14 protein-coding genes and 1 other annotated feature are annotated in these 18,879 nt (G+C 38.6%); of the genes, 2 read left to right on the top strand and 12 right to left on the bottom strand.

The features are described from left to right. Positions 1–8 precede the first annotated feature (8 nt). The 8 genes from alr to ACZ41W_RS06675 all read right to left on the bottom strand — a co-directional run bounded on the left by alr (position 9) and on the right by ACZ41W_RS06675 (position 8,773). Complete coding sequence (alr, locus tag ACZ41W_RS06640) at positions 9–1,151, bottom strand: alanine racemase (RefSeq protein ID WP_464314086.1); 1,143 nt, start codon at positions 1,149–1,151, stop codon at positions 9–11. A gap of 28 nt (positions 1,152–1,179) precedes the next feature. Beyond that, positions 1,180–1,875, bottom strand: coding sequence for a Crp/Fnr family transcriptional regulator (locus ACZ41W_RS06645; RefSeq protein ID WP_464314087.1), 696 nt, complete (start codon positions 1,873–1,875; stop codon positions 1,180–1,182). Between the two features lie 157 nt (positions 1,876–2,032). Further along, complete coding sequence (gene nhaC / locus ACZ41W_RS06650) at positions 2,033–3,493, bottom strand: Na+/H+ antiporter NhaC (RefSeq protein ID WP_464314088.1); 1,461 nt, start codon at positions 3,491–3,493, stop codon at positions 2,033–2,035. Positions 3,494–3,629: 136 nt separating this feature from the next. Further along, entirely contained in the window at positions 3,630–4,490 is an 861-nt protein-coding gene (locus ACZ41W_RS06655; protein WP_464314089.1) for a response regulator, read from the bottom strand. Positions 4,491–4,509: 19 nt separating this feature from the next. After that, positions 4,510–5,814, bottom strand: a complete 1,305-nt coding sequence (locus ACZ41W_RS06660) for a sensor histidine kinase (protein ID WP_464314090.1) — start codon at positions 5,812–5,814, stop codon at positions 4,510–4,512. 33 nt (positions 5,815–5,847) lie between these two features. Further along, positions 5,848–6,561, bottom strand: a complete 714-nt coding sequence (locus ACZ41W_RS06665; protein WP_464314091.1) for a DUF2161 family putative PD-(D/E)XK-type phosphodiesterase — start codon at positions 6,559–6,561, stop codon at positions 5,848–5,850. Between the two features lie 40 nt (positions 6,562–6,601). Continuing rightward, positions 6,602–7,204, bottom strand: coding sequence for a GNAT family N-acetyltransferase (locus tag ACZ41W_RS06670; protein ID WP_464314092.1), 603 nt, complete (start codon positions 7,202–7,204; stop codon positions 6,602–6,604). A 117-nt stretch (positions 7,205–7,321) separates the two neighbouring features. Beyond that, the gene (locus tag ACZ41W_RS06675; RefSeq protein WP_464314093.1) at positions 7,322–8,773 is read right to left on the bottom strand and encodes a leucyl aminopeptidase; all 1,452 of its coding nucleotides are present in this window, start codon (positions 8,771–8,773) and stop codon (positions 7,322–7,324) included. A gap of 166 nt (positions 8,774–8,939) precedes the next feature. Here ACZ41W_RS06675 and hutG point away from each other — a divergent pair, with 166 nt between their 5' ends. Then, on the top strand, positions 8,940–9,965 hold the full coding sequence (hutG, locus tag ACZ41W_RS06680; RefSeq protein WP_464314094.1) for a formimidoylglutamase: 1,026 nt from the start codon (positions 8,940–8,942) through the stop codon (positions 9,963–9,965). A gap of 2 nt (positions 9,966–9,967) precedes the next feature. On the opposite strand, the gene gatB is transcribed toward hutG, so the two are convergent. The 4 genes from gatB to ACZ41W_RS06700 all read right to left on the bottom strand — a co-directional run bounded on the left by gatB (position 9,968) and on the right by ACZ41W_RS06700 (position 16,727). Beyond that, complete coding sequence (gatB, locus tag ACZ41W_RS06685) at positions 9,968–11,479, bottom strand: Asp-tRNA(Asn)/Glu-tRNA(Gln) amidotransferase subunit GatB (protein ID WP_464314095.1); 1,512 nt, start codon at positions 11,477–11,479, stop codon at positions 9,968–9,970. Further along, on the bottom strand, positions 11,476–12,930 hold the full coding sequence (gatA, locus tag ACZ41W_RS06690; protein WP_464314096.1) for an Asp-tRNA(Asn)/Glu-tRNA(Gln) amidotransferase subunit GatA: 1,455 nt from the start codon (positions 12,928–12,930) through the stop codon (positions 11,476–11,478). The genes gatB and gatA overlap by 4 nt, the downstream gene beginning before the upstream one ends. Before the next feature lies 1 nt (position 12,931). Next, positions 12,932–15,046, bottom strand: a complete 2,115-nt coding sequence (aspS, locus tag ACZ41W_RS06695; RefSeq protein ID WP_464314097.1) for an aspartate--tRNA ligase — start codon at positions 15,044–15,046, stop codon at positions 12,932–12,934. A 66-nt stretch (positions 15,047–15,112) separates the two neighbouring features. Further along, positions 15,113–15,359, bottom strand: a binding site (T-box leader). A gap of 123 nt (positions 15,360–15,482) precedes the next feature. Further along, a complete protein-coding gene (locus tag ACZ41W_RS06700) occupies positions 15,483–16,727 on the bottom strand; it encodes an aminopeptidase P family protein (protein WP_464314098.1) in 1,245 nt (414 codons plus the stop codon). A 142-nt stretch (positions 16,728–16,869) separates the two neighbouring features. Between ACZ41W_RS06700 and ACZ41W_RS06705 the strand changes: the two genes are divergently transcribed. After that, entirely contained in the window at positions 16,870–18,786 is a 1,917-nt protein-coding gene (locus ACZ41W_RS06705; protein WP_464314099.1) for an ABC-F family ATP-binding cassette domain-containing protein, read from the top strand. Positions 18,787–18,879: the final 93 nt, after the last annotated feature.

Genomic DNA, 18,879 nt, shown 5'->3' on the forward strand with positions numbered 1-18,879 from the left:
CTCCTGATTCATCTATAACCTGATTCATCTCTAATAGAAACTTCATTCGCTCTTTGAGTAAATATCCGTGGTACTCTCGACGTGATGCGCGCTAATAGTTCGTTGCGATTAGTTTTCGCCAGTTGAGCGACGGTGGTTAAACTGAGAACTTCATTACCAAACAAGACGACCTCATCTCCGGCTTTTACAACTCCGCCATTTTCCACAATTTCAGTCACATCGATAATACATTGATCCATACAGATAATGCCTATAATAGGGGCAAGATGATTTTGGATCGCGACGACGCCTACATTGCTTAAATTTCTCGGCAGTCCATCTCCATACCCTACAGGTAATGTGGCGATAGTGGTTGGTCGATTTGCAACAAAAGTATAATCATAGCTCACACCTTCTCCAGGTTCAATGGTCTTAACTTGAGAAATATTGGTAATAAACCGCATAACTGGTTTTAATTTTATCGGCGTTTCGCGACTACAATACCCATAGAGCAAAGATCCCCATCTAACCATATCGTACAATTGATTCGGGTATGCAATTGTCCCAATACTGTCACAGATATGTTTTATGGGAACTAAAATATTATCAGTCTCAAGGCTCGTCAATGCAGAATCAAATCTTTCAAATTGAAGCGCATCAGTCATTTCGTTTTTAAGTGCCAAATGAGAAAAAACACCTTCCACTTCAATATATGGATATGTGAGAATCACTTTTATTGCTTCAATAAATGCTTCCTTTGATGGATATCCCAAGCGGTTAAATCCCGTATCTAACTTTAGGTGCACCTTAGCTTGACTTTGATTCTTCTGTGCATACTGATTTAACCTTTCTGCGTCTTTTGTATCAAAAATTGTGAGGGTTAAGTGGTGCTCAATGGCTGCTAGATAATCCGCTTCAAATGTCTTTCCCATGATCAATATCGGGATGCAGACTTGATGTTGACGAAGCGCCAAGCCTTCAGCGACATTTGCAACTGCTAAATAGTCAACTCCCCATGTTTCAAGCGATTTACCTACTTGAATTAAATCATGTCCATAGGCATTGGCCTTGATGACTCCAGCCACTTTCACAGTCTCAGGAATCAATTGTCTCATTCCACGATAATTAAACTCAAGTGCATCCAGATCAATTTCCACACGAGTTCCCAACATTTCCACCACCTCCATTCAGACTAAATGGCTAAATTTCAGATTTCATTCTTTCTATATCGACGATTTTAAACGATGCTTTGTGAAAATCGATGAGATGATTGGCTTTCATATTGCTCAACTCTCTTGAAATAGATGGTCTTGCCACATTAAAAAAGTCTGCGAGTTCATCGCGATTCATCGGCAATGTAAAAATTGCTGTATTTTGTTTTTTGGATTGCTCTATCAAATACGCGCATAACTTCCCTCTTAAACTTCTTATGGACAAGTAATCCACTTTCCGACTCAAAATGAGTGCCTTTTGTGCCATAATACGCAACATATTTTGAATCAATTGCTGGTGAAATGCACACATTTTCTCACACTGCGTAATAATTTTCTCTGGCGAAATAAACAAAACGACCGAATCACTTTGCGAATAAACTGTTACAGGCCAAATTTTTTTATCGCTAAAACTGATCATTTCACCAAACATATCGCCCTTTCTCAGCGTCGTTAAGATCATGCGATTTCCCGCTGCATTCTCCTTAGAAACGACCACTTCTCCCTCTATTACCACACCCAAGCCTGTAAAAGAATCTCCACTGTTGGCGATGTTTTCATTTTTATCATAAGTGACGCGTCTTGGATTCAAACACCCAAGCATCGTCCGAATATCTTCAAATACAATATCTCGAAAAAGTGCATTCTTAGAAAGTGCTTCAATAAGTTGATCTTCTGCTTTCATATGAACCTCCATTCTGATTCTAATATAGTGCAGATTCAGGGATTATGCAATGAAATCTCAAAAAAACAAAGAGGTACTCGTAAGCACCTCTACTGTCATTTATATACTGTTTTGAGTATTTTTGAGTACTCTTAATTTAACAAATCGTTTGAAGCAATTATTTAGCTTCTGGTTTTACTTTTTCCATTGTAATTCCTGTAAATCCATAGAAGATTGAAACTAATGGATTAATGAGGTTGAGGAAGCAATATGGTACGTATGTCCAAGGTGTTAATCCAAGTGCGCCAATCATAAAGGCACCGCATGTATTCCATGGAATCAGTGGTGATGATAATGTACCAGCATCTTCTAGACAACGTGATAAGTTTTTAGGAGCAAGTCCTCTTTCATCAAATGCATCTTTGAACATTCTACCTGGGATAACGATTGATAAATATTGATCGCCTGCAAGGAAGTTCATGCCTACTGATGTAAAGATAACCGCAGTTACTAATGTACCTGTAGATTTCGCAAATCTTAAGATAACGCTTGCTAATGACTCAAGCATACCTGTTTTCTCCATAACGCCACCGAAGATCATCGCGCAAAGGATGAGTGAAATAGTCCACATCATACTATCAAGACCACCGCCGTTTACAAGAGAAACGATTTTATCTAAGAATTTTTCTTGTTGTTCAGGTGACGCAAATGAAATACTTTGGAATATCGAATTATTTGTGATAGCATCTGATAAACCTTCGATTTCAATACCATAGTGCAATGAACCAATAACATCAGCAATTGATTTTCCTTGTGTCATGATTGCACCAATTCCGCCTAAGATTGCACCAGCAAATAATCCAGGGATTGCAGGCACTTTCATTACAACGATACCAATTACAATCACTGGAATAAGAAGTAACCAAGGAGAAATTGCAAAGTTTGAAGAAAGAATATCATTAATTAAGTCCACAGTTGCTGTGCTTCCACCATCGTTTGAATAGCCAAGGCCAATCACGAGGAATAAAACTGCTGAAATAATATATGATGGACCTGTTGTATAAATCATGTGTTTAATGTGATCAAACAATTTAGATCCTGCCATAGCTGGAGCTAAATTTGTTGTATCAGAAAGTGGAGACATTTTATCGCCAAAGTAAGCACCTGAGATAATCGCACCACCAATGATAGGTGTTGGAATTCCTAAACCAGTACCGATTCCCATAAGTGCAACGCCGACTGTACCAGCAGTTGTCCAAGAAGAACCAGTTGCTAAAGAAACGATAGAAGTGATTAATAATGTTGCCAATAAGAAAATTTTTGGTGATAAAATTTTCAAGCCGTAGTAAATCATCGCTGCAACTACGCCTGACTGACGCCATGTACCAATTACCATACCGATGATCATCAGGATAATAATTGCGCCCATAGCCATTTTAATCGTATCAACGATACCTTCCTCAATTTCAGCCCATTTCATTTTTAAGACAAACATCCCAATAAGTGCGGCAAAAATCGCTGAAGTAAATAACGGAATGTGTGGATCTGCTCCCGCTACGTTGATACCATAAAGAAGTGAAGCAATAAGAAATACGACTGGAATCAATGCGATCCATGGTGAAACATTTCTTTTTTCCATCTTTATATCCCCCTTCATAATTAACAACTTTTTCTGTGTGTTGTTATTGTGTTAATTATATTTAAAGATTTCTTAAAAAATTCGAAAAATTCAAAAAAATACATTTTGTTTATATTTTTTTTAATTTTTCTTCATATCACATCTCTTCGGCAATCAATATTAAGTTGTCCATGAACTTTTTGATGTTGATTTTTCCACCTGCAAATTGTTTTCCACGTATATACTCCATCTCTTGGCGCACTTGATCAAAATCAAATAACGTATTGGAATATTTGACAAACGTCTCATTTAGGTAATCTTCAATTCCTAAATTTGCAATGTTACTAAGTCCCTTGTTTACGGTTCTTCGGATACGCTGTTCCATCGCTTTGGGATTATCTGAAAGATCACCTGATAAATCTTTTAGCTTGATGGTGGAGCTACTTTTCTCTGAATGCATAATATGCGAACAAAGTTTAATAATGTCTTCGCATCCTACTTCACCTAAAATCCCTAATCTAGAAAAGACCATTTTAAATTTTTTCTCGATTTCATTGTCTTTTGTTTTTTCTGGAAAATGTGACTCTTTTGTCACTGAAACATGATCTGACAAGGACAACACTTGTTTGATTTTCTTTAAATGATTTTCAAGTGTCAATTGTTCATTTAAATTACGAATCACTTGCATGATTTCTTTTTTATTGACGGGTTTACTGATAAAAAAAGTGATGCCTTTATCATAGGCTTCTCCGACGATTTTCTTTGATGAAACTTGAGAAATCATAACACATTTACTTTGCGGGCAAATGGCTTTAAATTTCTCAACAAACGTAATACCATCCATTTCAGGCATCAGTAAATCGACAAGTAAAATGTCCGGTTTTAACAGACACACTTCTTCAATTGCCACAAGGCTATTATCAGATGTACCGATGACCTCTCCAAGCTTTTCATCAATGACAATTTCCTCAACCATTCTTACAATCCCGATATCGTCGTCCAGTATATAAATCCGCATATTTCCTCCAATGATAGAATCAACATTTTATTTTTGGAATCTGAATGATAAATTTTGTGCCAATTCCTAGAAGTGAGGTGACGTGTATAGAACCTTCAAAATACCCTTCTACGATGTCTTTTACAAGAGTTAATCCAATCCCGCGATTTGAATTTCCAGTTATTTCGTCATATTTTGTGGAAAACCCTGGTCTAAAAATATATGAAACGGTTTCTTCTGACATGCCGCTTCCCGTATCTTTGATTTCAAATCGATGCATATTCATATCTTCGCTATGAGAAATGTGAATTTCTCCGCTTTTCACAATCGCTTCAATGGCATTGTTCACTAAGTTTTTCAAAACTGACATCAGCATACTATGTTCATGTATAACCGATTCGCTCTTGATATCAAAATGTAAAACAATTTCACGATGATCTTTTTCTAGCATGCGTTGAGTGCTCTCGTAAAGTAATTTTGATAAGTCTCTCAGCGCCAGTTGATCCATCGGTGTTTCCTTGAGAATAATGTCATCGATTCCCTCAATGACTTTGAAATAATTCTTTTTAATTTCATGGACGTTCTTTGCGATATTTAGTGCTTTCGATTTTTGTTCTTCGCAGGTCAGCTGATCGTATTCTCGATATAGACCAAATGCTTCATCCATAACTGATTCGACATGTTCAGTATTGTTTTTAAGAAAATAAATTTCGCTCCTTAAATTGGAAAGGAGATTCATTTGCATGCGATAACGCTCGTTGTGTTCTTCTTTTCTTAAAAATGAATTGTAATAGCCAATTAGACTAATTAACAGAACCGCCACAGTTGCCCGAATAATGGCAACAAGAAGCAACGTCGCCATCACTGAGTTAGAAAAATACGCCTGAATGCTATACCGCGATATAAATTCAGCAGCATTTCCAAGAAAATCACTACACAGTGCAGCAACAAATAGCGAATAGAGCGATTTATTGGGATTTCTAAAGTAAATAAACGTAAAGACAACACCATAGGTTAAGTCGAAGAATAAAAAATTAAAATCCGCCCAAAAGGCATTGGCAAAACTTCCGTAAAAGTAATACCCTGTAACCGTTCGAAATAAAAGTCCAAAAGTAGAAATTCCAACTGCTGTATAGATTGGAACCAATCGCTTATCCAAATAGTAGTAGATTGGCAAGATCACAACAGCGAGATTAATGGTATAGTCAAATGGAAAAATCTTCAGATAAAAACCAGAAATAATTGCATCTACCACTGCAATCAACATCATTTTTTTAATTTGAACATCAATATAAACATTTCGGTCTAAACGATCCTGTAAACTTCTATTTTTTTTGTAATCCATGCTTACCCCACATCGCATTTCATGTTAAATGATTCATTGTTCATTCAAAATGAACGAAACCACTTCTTTGTATTGTTCAAGTGCCTCAATACCGTTATTTGTAAGCTGATACTTTCCTTTATCTATGCGTTCAAACCACTTATAAAAGTTGCGATTGAGAATACCAGAAACCTTTGTAGTGACTAGTCCAACAGATACAAATTCCTTGGCACTTTTAAAAGCATGTAGATGCATATAATGTGCAACGAGTAGACATTGTTCTTTATAGGCAGTCATTAGTTTTACTTTTGTGGATCCAGCCTTGTTAAAATCACCATGTCGTTTGTTAAATTCACGAATGAGAGCCATTTTCTTTTTATCTTTCAACTGTCGACTTTTTTGAAAATCGAAAGATTCTGGCTTGATTACCTCAGTCACCATAGGTGTTGTTGCCCTGAAATTAACAAGCAACAAGCCTATATTCAGTCTTTTCAAAGTAAGCAACGTCATCTTAAATCGTTTGGTCTCTACTGCCTTGAAATCGTGTACGACTGCAATGTACACAAGATCTGCAAGACCTTGTCGTTCGACGGCTTGATTGATGACCTCTAAATTTAATTTTAGTTTCATTTCAATTGCAATTAAAAAAGAGGGGTCGACGAGTCCAACCATATCAATTGAATGAACTTCTGATTTAACAATGCACTGTTTTTCTGATATCAGCCAATTTTTAACGGGTTCGTGTAAGTCCGTCTCTACATTTCCCATCCTAGTAGCCCCTCGCAGTTATTTTCATACAAATTCATTTTTACTTTATTATCGTGCATGTTTCCGCATGATGAACAGAGAACTCCCAAACTTGTAGACGCTCTTCATATACATCCTCAGACAAAACAAATCCAGCGTTCAGTAAAACATGTTGTGACGCACCATTATTCGGTTCAACAAAAGCGACAACTTTTTTCACCGTCTGATCTTGACTTGCCCATTTGACTAAGGCACATACACCTTCTGTCGCAAAATGTTGATACTGAAAATCGACTTCTATGCCATAACCAATTTCAACTTCGCCAGATTCATTTGGAGGCCCTTTAAAGCAAAGGCCTCCAATTATTACTTGTTCACTTTTAAGAATCATTTCCCAACTAGTGTACCAAAAATACTGATCTGGATGACAAGTTGCATAGTAGTAAAGTTGATTAAAGGTATAGGCCATCTCAGGATCCTGTTTCTCCATCGTCACTTTAACGCCTAAATTTTTTTGCACTTCACCATAATCATGTACATAATGATATAAATTATTTAAATCTAAAGCGACGATTTTCAAACGTTCTGTTTCAATACTAAGTTCTGTTTCAATACTAAGTTCTGTCTCAATACCAGTTTCTGTCTCATGGGTGAGTTCTCTCACTGATTCACATCCTAAATGCATTTTTCTTTATTATAGGGTATTTTCATATGATTTGCATGTATTTATTCATTTGCTCTATTTATTGCAACTTGTTCCATTTATTACTACATACGCTATTTATTGCAATTTGCTCCATTTTTTAGCGAGATAAATCAGAGGAATCGTACCGGAACCCGTCCCACCAGCTGAATAAGGACCTTTTGCTTTCTCAGTATAAGCCGTTCCAGCAATATCCACATGCACCCATGGTAAGTCTTTGACAAATTCTCCAATAAATAGTCCTGCTGTCATCATACCTGGCATTCCTGCAGAGTTCGTCAAATCAGCTTGCTCGTGTTTAAGCATTTTTTTGTACGCTTCATATACAGGCATTCTCCAAATTTTCTCATCCGCTTTTTCAAACGATTTTTCTACCAAATGATAGAAATCGTCATTATTGGTAATCACGGGTGCAGCTTCAGAGCCCAAACAACTTACAGCAGCGCCAGTTAACGTCGCAATATCAAGAATATGTGTCGCTTTTTCATATTCAATGGCATATGTCACAGCATCTACCAATGTCAATCGACCTTCTGCATCGGTATTTCCAATGAAAATACTTTTACCACCCATAGATGATATAATATCTCCCGGTTTATAACTCAAACCTGAAATCATATTTTCACAAGCAGCTACAACTGCTGTCACGTTGGCTTTAATCTGTAGTTTAGAAATCGCGCCCATTGCAGCAATCACCGCACTTGCCCCACTCATGTCGTCTTTCATTGTCAACATAGAAGCTGTTGGTTTAATTGACAATCCACCTGAATCGTAAGTCAACCCTTTGCCGACATAAACCATCTGCTCTTCAGAATTGGGTGCCCCTTTATGACGCATCACAATTAATTTTGGTGCATTGGAGGATGCCTGTGCAACTGCTAAAAATGCGTGCATTCCCATGTCTCTAATGGCCTTTTCTTCTTTGATTTCTACTTCGAGTCCTGCCGCTTCGCCATAACTCTTAGCCATGTCCGCAAGATAGGCGGGTGTCATGATATTGGCTGGTGTATTGGTTAACATTCTCGCAAAGAGATTCGCTTCTGCGTGAATTTTCCCCTCTTCAAAACCGTTTTCATCATAAGAACAGCCTGTTATAAATACCGACTCAATCCCAGTTTTAGGCGCATCCGACTTGTAAGTGTTAAACGCATATGTACTCATAACAAGTGTTTCTGCAAGGGCCCTTGATTGCTTTGCATCCATTTCTTTGACAGATGTTAAATCTATTCCAAGTGTCTGCACTTTTTTCCCTTGAAGACCTTTAAATGCTTCTGCAAGCGCAGTTCTAAACTTAGATGGACAAAACTCATGAGATTCTCCCAATCCTACAAGGGCAATTTCCATCAAGTGTCCTTCATTTAAAAGCGAAAGTTGATAGCTCTCACCTGATTTTCCAGCGAACAATTCTTTATCTCTTAATGTTTCAAGAGGCAATGACAGTGTTGACGTATTTTGTTGATCTTTTGATAAGGTGATGATGATCCCTTCTACCGTTTTTAAATCTAGTTGCTTTAACCACTCAATTTTCATTTGATCCTCCTATTATTTTGTGTCCCTAAAGTTTTTATATGATTATCATATCATAGTCATTTTAATTTTTCATCATGAATCCACTTAAAATGAATCATCATTTTGACACAAAATGGACGCAAAAGGCGTATAATATAGAAAGAAATTAAAAATGGAGACAATCAAAATGAGTAATCAATTTCATATGAACAATTTTTCAAAATTCTATCAGCAACCTGACATGACACAGTGGTATGGCCGAATTGACTCAGTCGATAACTATGATGCCTTCAGATGGCATCAGTGGATGCAGCCGCTCAATCTTGAAAAGACCACCGAAGCATCTCAACGGGCTTCAGGTGGTGTAAGAATCGCCCTTTTAGGATTTAATAGCGATGAGGGTGTTCGTAGAAATCAAGGCCGTACAGGTGCTTCAAAAGGACCCGCAAGTATCCGTAAAGAACTCAGAAACTTGCCATGTAGCTTTACTCAAGCTTTAAAACTCTTTGATGCGGGCAATATCCTCTGCGAGGATGAAGATCTAGAAAGTAGCCAAGAAGCATTGGCTATCGCTGTGGATCGATTGTTAGATATGGGCATTTTTCCCATCGTTTTAGGTGGTGGACATGAAGTGGCATATGGCAGTTACAAAGGGCTTATGAAACAGCGAATGACACCAGCCATTATCAACTTCGATGCGCACTTTGATATTCGTCCCTATCAGACTCAAGGGTCTTCTGGAACGATGTTTCGGCAAATCTACGACGATTTAATAAAATCACATTTGCCTTTTAGCTATTTTGCTATTGGAATTCAAAAGCGTGGTAATACCGTTGATCTCTTTAAAACCGCCGATCGTATGGGCGTACAATATTTAATGGCCAAAGACATCGGTGAAGGCGATTGCAGTGATGCATTAAAACTCTTTAAAGTATATCTAGATTCGCATGAACATCTTTATCTGACCATTTGTACCGATGTATTTTCTTCTGCGTTTGCGCCTGGAGTCAGTGCAACACAACCGCTGGGTCTCAATCCTGAACGCGTGCTTAAATTTTTCAAAATGGCTTTTCGCTCTGGTAAAGTAAGACTTTTCGACATTGCAGAAGTATCGCCGAGATTTGATAATGACAACGTCACCTCAAATCTCGCAGCAACTTTTATTTTTTCTGCAATTAACTCCATCGCATCGATTCATCAGATCGCCTTGTAAAGTCAAGCGGCTAACAATGTATAAAAAACTTGTTCGGTTGACTTTGGATCGGCGTTGCCGTTTGTCAATTTCATCATTAGACCGATAAATGCTCCCATTGCTTGCGTTTTGCCACTTTGGTAATCTGCCTGTATTTGGGGGTTTTTTTTGAGTATTTCAGCTCCAAGTTCCATCAAAACAGAGATGTCCTTCATTGGCCACCAACTGCGAGCATCTAGAATCGCTCTAGGACTTAATGGGTCACTATCGCCAATCAACAACGGTACAATGCGCTTTGCAATGCCCATATGAATTTGTTCGCTTCCCAGCAAGTCTGCAAGTTCAGCCATTTGCATCGCGCAAATGCTGAGTTGATCGTTTTCTTCAAAACGCTTCACCCATTCTGTCACGAACACATTTGCTAAAGCGTATGGGTGTGTGGTGAGTTCAGCTGCTTCAAGGTACAGTTTCACCACTCTACCATCTCGCACCAGTTGCTCAGCTACTGACTCCGATAAATTAAAACGCTGAAGAATTTCTTGTTTATACGAATCCGGTAATCGCGGCATCTTTTGCTGTATATCCGATAAATATGACGCCTCAAGCTCAATCGTTCTTAAATCTGGATCTGGAAAGTATCGATAATCATGCGCGTCTTCTTTCGAACGCATCGAAAGTGTTTTTTCACTTTCTGCATCCCAACGTCTTGTCTCTTGCAAAATCACCTGCCCCGATTCAATTAAACGCACTTGTCTCGCGTATTCATACTCAATTGCCTTGGATATTGCAGAAAATGAGTTTAAGTTTTTAGTTTCCGTTCTCGTACCATACGATGCCGTTCCTTTTTGTCTCACTGAAAGGTTGACGTCACATCTAAAAGCACCTTCATTCATTTTTGCACTTGAGATGCCCAGATACAGGATGATGCCCCTTAACTTTTGAAGAAATGTCTTTACTTCATCCGCAGAACGTAGGTCCGGCTCAGTCACAATTTCAATGAGTGGGACGCCCCCTCTATTATAATCGATCAACGTCCCTTTTTCGGGATGATGAATGAGTTTTCCAGCATCTTCTTCAATATGCAATCTCGTGATACCGATTTTTTTTGAAGGAAGCGAGGCTGTCACATAGCGTTCATCTGTCAGTTGGCGGTTTGATGCTGTTTTTGATGCTGTTTTCGAAACTTCCGTCATTAGGATTTCCACACTTCCGCCCTTTCCAATGGGAAAATCGCTCTGTGAAATTTGATAAGCTTTGGGTAAGTCTGGATAAAAATAGTTTTTTCGGTCTTGTCTTAAGGTACTTGATACGGAGCACCCCAGTGCATATGCCGCCTTGATTGCAGATGATACAACGCGTTCGTTGAGTACTGGCAATGCTCCAGGTAATCCGAGACAGACTGGACACACCTGAGTATTTGCAGGTGCTCCCACAGCAGTACTACAACCACAAAATATTTTGCTTTTGGTATTGAGTTCGACATGAACTTCAAGACCAATGATCATTTCATACGAATCTATCTGTTTGTCTCTCATGCTTTAACCCTCCAGATTTTCTGTGTTTGTTCAAATAAATAAGCCGCCGATAAAATATGTTGTTCGCAAAATCGATTGCCAATGAGCTGAATGCCAATAGGGAGTCCATTGTCATCAAATCCTGCATTCAATGAAAGTGCTGGCAGTCCCGCTAAATTTACCGGAACGGTATAGATATCCCCTAAATATGTTTCAACCGGAGTATGTGATGCATCCAACCGATAAGCCGTCGTCGGGGTAACTGGAGATAAAATGACATCATAGGACTGAAAGAGGCGATCAAATTCTTGTTGAATAAGCTTTCTCATTTTGAGTGCCTTTTTGTAGTATGCCTCATAATAGCCAGAACTCAATGCATAGGTTCCTAATAAAATCCGCCTTTTTACTTCTGATCCAAACCCTTCAGCGCGCGTCATTTCATAAAGTGCTTCAACCGAAGCGTGATTTTCCGATTGATAACCATACTCGATGCCGTCGAATCTTGCAAGATTGGAGGAAGCCTCCGATGACGACAATAAGTAGTAAGCAGGAAGCGCCAAATCTAAATAGTTTAAATCTACAAGCTCAACAGTGGCTCCTAATTGCTCATAGACCTTTGCTGCTTCTAACACGGTTGATTTAACCGAGTCTTGAATTCCACTTTCTAAAAATTGTTTTGGGAGTGCAATGCGCAACTTTTTAGGATCTACTTGTAACAACGCATCTAATTTCAACGTTTCCGCAGCGGTAAACGTACTGTCAAGGGCGTCTTTAACGGATAAGAGTCGATAGATGTACGCGACTTCTCGAACACTTTTAGCCATCGGACCTATTTGATCAAGAGATGAAGCAAATGCCACAAGGCCATTACGAGAGATACGACCATAACTTGGCTTTAGCCCCACGACTCCACAAAATGAAGCCGGTTGCCGAATCGATCCTCCTGTATCTGAACCCAGTGAATAGGTCACTTCATGACTACTAACGGCTGCCGCTGACCCTCCTGAGCTCCCACCGGGTACACGGCTGAGGTCATGTGGATTTTTGGTCCTTTTAAAATAGGAGGTGCTCGTATCCGATCCCATGGCAAATTCGTCCATATTGAGTTTTCCTAAAATGATGGCATCGTTTTTTTTCAGGAGTGTTGTGACATATGCATCATATGGAGAAATATAATTCTCTAACATCTTTGAAGCACAAGTCGTCGGTAGATCGACTGTACAAATATTATCTTTCAACCCCATTGGAATGCCAGCAATCTGAGACAAGGGTCTTCCTAATTGTCGTTTTTCATCAATTTTTTTGGCTGACTCGAGTGCACCTTCAAAGTCGGTTGTAATAAAAGCCTGAATATGAGGTTCTGTCTGTTCAACATGGGTTATATAGGCTTGGGTTAACTCGGTACAGGATATGGTTTGATTTGATAACCATTTGCTTTGATCAAATAAAGATGCTTCTATCCATTCTTTCATACTACGCCTCCTCTGTTTTAATTTTAAAATAGTGTGCATTTTGACAGTCCACCAATCTCAATGCGCCTAAGTCAAGCGAATGAGATATCACCTCATCGGCTCTCAATGCTGCTTGTGTCTGAAATATCACTGAAGAATGAGGTTCACTGCTTGATTTTTCTATTGACGCTTCATCTAGCGTTATCGTCTCAAAAATTGCGTCTAGTGCACTTAGCTGATCCGCAAATCGAATCATTTCCTCCAAATCTGAAGTAAAAGACTGCTTTTCATCTTCCGTTAAATGCAGTTTTGAAAGCTTTGCCACATGCTCAATGGTTTCAGTCATGCGATGTACTTGAGGCACACCCTCTGCATGTCCCATTTGTAGAAACAATTCTTCTAGCTGTTCTGAATCAACCATAGAAGGGGATTGCATCATTGGACATGAACCATCTCTCATTTTAGGAAAAGCAATGACTTCTCGAATGGACGATGCGCCTACTAATAGCATCAAAAGTCGATCCAGACCAAACGCAAAGCCGCCATGAGGCGGGACACCGTATTCAAATGCTTGTAGCATAAAACCAAATCGACTGCGAATTTGTTCATCAGAAAATCCCAAAGATTGAAACATTTTTTCTTGAATCTCCGTTTCGTGGATGCGAATACTTCCACTCCCCAGTTCAATGCCGTTAAGCACTACGTCATACGCCTTTGCTCTCATTTTGCTCGGATCACTATCAAAATAACCCAAATCTTCGTCTTTCGCTCGAGTGAACGGGTGATGCATTGCAACATATCGTTTTTCCATCGCATCATACTCAAATAATGGAAATTCAGTAATGAGTGCAAATGCATAATCCGTTTGTTTTCTTAGATGCATCTTATCTGCAATTTCAATCCTCATGCTTCCCATAATGGCACACGCCTTTTCGTGTCTTTCCGCACAAAACACAATCAAATCTCCTGCTTGTGCACCCCCTGCCTCAAATAAGGCTTCAAGAACACTTGGATCGTAGTATTTTGTCAAGATCGATTGAATCTCGCCACTTTCACTGATGGAGATCCAAGCCATCCCATTTGCACCGTATCCAATGGCACTTTGGGTCAATTCATCTATTTGTGCACGTGTAAGTGTGCTGCCTTTTTTGATTACCAACGCTTTGATGCGCTGATTTTGATCGATGGCCTGATTAAAAATTTTAAACCGACCTTCACTCATGATCTCTGTCACATCGACAACTGGCATATCGAATCTCAAATCAGGTTTATCTGTTCCATATCGCGCAATTGCGTCCGCATAGGGAATGCGAACAAAAGGCAACTGCACGTCAACGTTGAGCAGGCTTTTCATAATGGCTGAAAAAAATCGTTCAAGCATCATAATCATATCTTCTTCGTCTACAAAGGAAAATTCCATATCCACTTGTGTAAATTCCAGTTGCCGATCTGCCCTTAAATCTTCGTCCCTAAAACATTTTGCAATTTGAAAATATCGATCAATTCCTCCCACCATGAGGAGCTGTTTATATATTTGGGGTGACTGGGGAAGTGCATAAAAAGCGCCTTTCTTTAAACGACTAGGAACTAAAAAATCACGTGCACCTTCAGGCGTACTTTTCGTCAATATAGGGGTTTCCACTTCAATACATCCAAGTTCAGATAGATATGATCTAACAAATTGTGTCATTTGATGTCTCAGTTTGAGGTGCTTGACCATTTCTTCGCGCCTTAAATCTAAATATCGATACTGAAGTCTCAGTTCTTCTTTCACCTTATGAGATGCCTCAATGTTAAATGGCGGATTTTTTGCCTCAGAGTCAATCTGTAAATCCATTGCCTTTAAATCAATGGTACCGGTTGGTATGAGTGGATTGATTGTGTCTTCATCTCTCTTTTCCACGATGCCAATGACTTCTATAACGAACTCACTTCTTAATTTTTCAGCGCGCTGAAACGACTGCTCATGCATATTTTTTGCATCTACAACCACTTGGCAAATGCCACTACGATCTCTTAAATCTAAAAAAATAACGCCTCCGAGATCTCTTCTTCTTTGAACCCAACCCTTTAGAATAGCCGTCTTTCCAATGTCTGATTCTCGTACTTCTCCACACATATGTGTCCTTTGTCGCATTTTATTACTCCTTTCTTTTTTGTTGTATCGAGAGCAATAAAAAAAGCCCTCGTTCCTGTTTATAGAAACAGGGACGAAAGCTTATTTCGCGGTACCACCCAAATTGATCGTAAGATCCAGCTCATCGATACGGACTAAATGTCGATATCTACCGAAGATAACGTTTCGGAAACGTTCAAGTCTACTTAGCACAAAGCTTTTTCGATTGAAAACTCAGAGATGTTCTTCATTTAATACTCAGTTGCCAATCTCCCACCGCCATTGGCTCGCTTGAACGTCTGTCTTAAATTACTCTTCTCGTCATCGTCTTTTAGTTATTGTGTTTATTCTACGAGCAAAATAAAATCCTGTCAAATGTTTTTTTTAAATTCATTTGATTTTTTTATGCTCATGACTTACTTGTTTTTGGTGCTCAAAATATACTTGTTTGTATCGATCATGACTTACTTGCCATAATTGCTTCGATTTCCTCAACTGATTTTGGAATAGCAGCAGAAAGCACGACATTTCCTTCTTCTGTAATAAGGACATCGTCTTCAATTCGAATGCCAATCCCTTCTTCAGCAATGTAAAGACCAGGTTCAACTGTTAAGATCATTCCCGGTTTTAGTAGTCCATTTCTGCTGCCAATATCATGGACATCTAACCCTAAGTAGTGGCTTACTCCGTGATAATAATACTTCGATAACTCACTATCCTCTTTGATTAAACCGATTTGCTTAAGCTCAGAAGTAAGGGTTTCAGAGCATACTGCGTTTAATTTATCATATGGAAGTCCAGGTTTCATAGCATCAATAACTGCTTGTTGCGCCTTTAAAACAATGTTGTAAATTTGTTTTTGACGCTCTGAATAACGACCACTCACTGGATAAGTTCTCGTAATATCCGCTGCATATTCGCGATATTGAGCACCTAAATCCATCAATACCAAATCGCCATTTTGTACTTGTTTTTCATTTTCGACATAGTGTAAGATAACGCCGTCTTTTCCAGAGGCTGCAATCGTTTGAAACGAGCATCGATCAGCGCCATTCATGCGGATTGCATGGGCAAATGTCGCTTCTAATTCATACTCGTACACACCTTCTTTTAGAACAGAAAGCACTGCATCTAGGCCTTTGTGTGTAATTTCAACTGCCTTTTTAACCTCTTCAATCTCTTCCTCTGATTTGAGGACTCTTAATTCACATAAAATATAGTGAAGTGATTTTATCGTAACAAATGGGAATCTCGTCGTAAAATCTTTAGCAAATTTCGCCGCTGGACTATCGTCTTCATCCCAACTTAATTTTTCTAAATCTAAGAACAATCTTTGAACCGTACCATTGTATACAGCTCGACTTAACCAAGTATTAAATCCTTCTAAATACTGAATATCTTTAATTCCTGAAAGTTCCATTGCCGCTTCTTTTGTGAGTTTTCTTCCCACCCATTTCTCTACATCATAGTCTGGTTTTTCAATAAACAGGACTGGTTCAAGTCCTTTTTCGCTTTTCAACATCGCAAAAATGAATTTTTCTCGCGTACAACCAGTGAAATAGAACATATTTTTATTTGCATAAAATGGATAATGTGCATCCGCAGTGCTTTTAGGCGCTGTTCCAGCAAATAATATCGCCATATCACCAATTTCCATCAAATTACCCAATTGATTTCTGTGTGATTCATATAGTGCTTTCATGTCATTCCCTCCTGAGATATCGTTTTAGTTGTCATTTGTTGCTTTGCTCATAAGAATTCAGTCATTTTTTGTTCTCCACTATACAGTTTATCATATTATGATAGAATAGAGAGAGTAAATTTAAATAAGATAAAGGTGAATTATGCATTTATTAACATGTGAAAACATCACGAAGAGTTATAGTCTCGTAAAACTATTTAACCAAATCAATTTATCCATTGATTCTACAGATAAAATCGGCCTCATCGGCATCAACGGCACTGGAAAATCCACGCTTCTCAAAATCATATCAGGGCTTGAGCAAGCAGATGAAGGCAATATCATTACCATGCGCCATCTTCGAATTAACTACATGGCTCAGGAGCAAAATTTTCAAGATGAACATACGGTATTAGAGCAAATCTTTGACAACCAGACGGAAGAAATGCAGGTGATCAAAGCATACGAACACGCCTCAATTCAATTGGAAAAAACGCCCGATCATCCTGAGATTCAAGCGACTTTTAATCAACTTTCTGAGCTGATGGCAATTAAACAACTGTATGATTTGGAATTTCAAGTGAAGAGCATACTTCATTCTCTTGGTATTACTGATTTTGATGCAAAAATCAAGACACTATCAGGCGGACAAAAGAAGCGAATCGCTCTTGCAGAAGCACTTGTAACACCTTGTGATCTTCTGATCTTAGACGAACCGACCAATCATTTGGACAGTCAAACGATTTTATGGCTTGAAAACTACCTTAAAAATCGCAATGGCGCACTGCTCATGATTACGCATGATCGATATTTTCTCGATCGCATCGTTAATAAGACCATTGAACTTTCCGGTGGCGCGCTTTATGAGTACCAAGGAAATTACGAGTACTTCATAGCGAAAAAAGCGGAACGATTAGCACTTGAAGCCAGTACGCAATTAAAACGACAGAACATGTATCGTCGAGAACTTGCTTGGATGCGCGCAGGTGCTCAGGCGAGAAGCACAAAATCAAAATCTAGAATCCAAAGATTTCATCTTCTTGAAGAACAACTTAAAACAGATGCAACTTTAGAACTTGTCATGGAAACAGGTTATACGCGTTTGGGCAATAAAGTCATTGAAATGAAAGACGTCTCAATGGCATTTGACAATCAACAGCTTTTTCAATCTTTTGAATACCATTTCACAGCAGAAGACCGCATTGGAATCGTTGGCAGTAATGGATCAGGTAAAACGACGCTACTCAACCTAATTTCGGGCAAATTAACACCTACCTCCGGGATCATTGATATTGGTTCCACTGTCAAAATGGGATATTTCACTCAAGATTTTGATGAATTTTCACATCCAGAGCAACGTGCAATCGAATATATTCGAGATATTGCAGAATTCGTCGTGACACCGAGTGGTTATAAGATCAGCGCTTCTGAATTAATGGAAACCTTTTTATTTCCGTCTGAATTACAATGGACGCCTATTGAAAAGCTTTCAGGTGGAGAGCGTCGACGATTACAACTTCTTGGGATATTAATCAGCGCACCAAATGTACTCCTACTTGATGAACCGACCAACAATTTAGATTTAGATACATTAAAAGTCTTTGAACAATATCTAGATGATTTTAAAGGTGTGATTTTATGTGTTTCGCATGATCGTTATTTTCTAGATCGAACTTGCGATAAGCTCCTTGCATTTGAATCAGGTACTATTGAACTAATCGTTCAAAGTTATAGTGACTATTTGGAAAAATGGCTTCAAAGTGCTTCTGTTCAAAATCAAATGAGCAAATCCAAACCTACTGCAAATGAAAAGACCGAGACGAAAACAGATCGAAAAATTCGAAAAGAAAAATTGAGTTATCAAGAAACAAAAGCACTTGAGAATTTACCAGCTGAGATCGAAAAAATCGAACTAAGACTGGAAGCATTGGAACAAGAATTCACACAATTTGCGACTGATTTCGGAAAACTGACCCAGCTCAGCAGTGAAAAAGATGCATTAGAGATGTTACTACTTGAAAAAATGGAACTTCTTGAAACTCTAAAAGAAAAAGCTGAAGCATTACGCACGTCTATTTAAAGAAATGCGTGACATCGTTACAATTTTGTTCAAAAGTTGACGCACACTTTAAATTGAGATAAAATTTAAAGGTTGCTGACAACGAAATAAGAA

The organism is Fusibacter fontis, assembly GCF_055378735.1.

Coding starts and splice junctions, on each gene's coding strand:
- gatB (WP_464314095.1), bottom strand. CDS start 11,479: ATGAGAGACAAACAGATAGATTCGTATGAAATGATCATTGGTCTTGAA.
- alr (WP_464314086.1), bottom strand. CDS start 1,151: ATGTTGGGAACTCGTGTGGAAATTGATCTGGATGCACTTGAGTTTAAT.
- ACZ41W_RS06660 (WP_464314090.1), bottom strand. CDS start 5,814: ATGGATTACAAAAAAAATAGAAGTTTACAGGATCGTTTAGACCGAAAT.
- ACZ41W_RS06655 (WP_464314089.1), bottom strand. CDS start 4,490: ATGCGGATTTATATACTGGACGACGATATCGGGATTGTAAGAATGGTT.
- ACZ41W_RS06665 (WP_464314091.1), bottom strand. CDS start 6,561: ATGGGAAATGTAGAGACGGACTTACACGAACCCGTTAAAAATTGGCTG.
- hutG (WP_464314094.1), top strand. CDS start 8,940: ATGAGTAATCAATTTCATATGAACAATTTTTCAAAATTCTATCAGCAA.
- ACZ41W_RS06675 (WP_464314093.1), bottom strand. CDS start 8,773: ATGAAAATTGAGTGGTTAAAGCAACTAGATTTAAAAACGGTAGAAGGG.
- aspS (WP_464314097.1), bottom strand. CDS start 15,046: ATGCGACAAAGGACACATATGTGTGGAGAAGTACGAGAATCAGACATT.
- ACZ41W_RS06645 (WP_464314087.1), bottom strand. CDS start 1,875: ATGAAAGCAGAAGATCAACTTATTGAAGCACTTTCTAAGAATGCACTT.
- gatA (WP_464314096.1), bottom strand. CDS start 12,930: ATGAAAGAATGGATAGAAGCATCTTTATTTGATCAAAGCAAATGGTTA.
- nhaC (WP_464314088.1), bottom strand. CDS start 3,493: ATGGAAAAAAGAAATGTTTCACCATGGATCGCATTGATTCCAGTCGTA.
- ACZ41W_RS06705 (WP_464314099.1), top strand. CDS start 16,870: ATGCATTTATTAACATGTGAAAACATCACGAAGAGTTATAGTCTCGTA.
- ACZ41W_RS06700 (WP_464314098.1), bottom strand. CDS start 16,727: ATGAAAGCACTATATGAATCACACAGAAATCAATTGGGTAATTTGATG.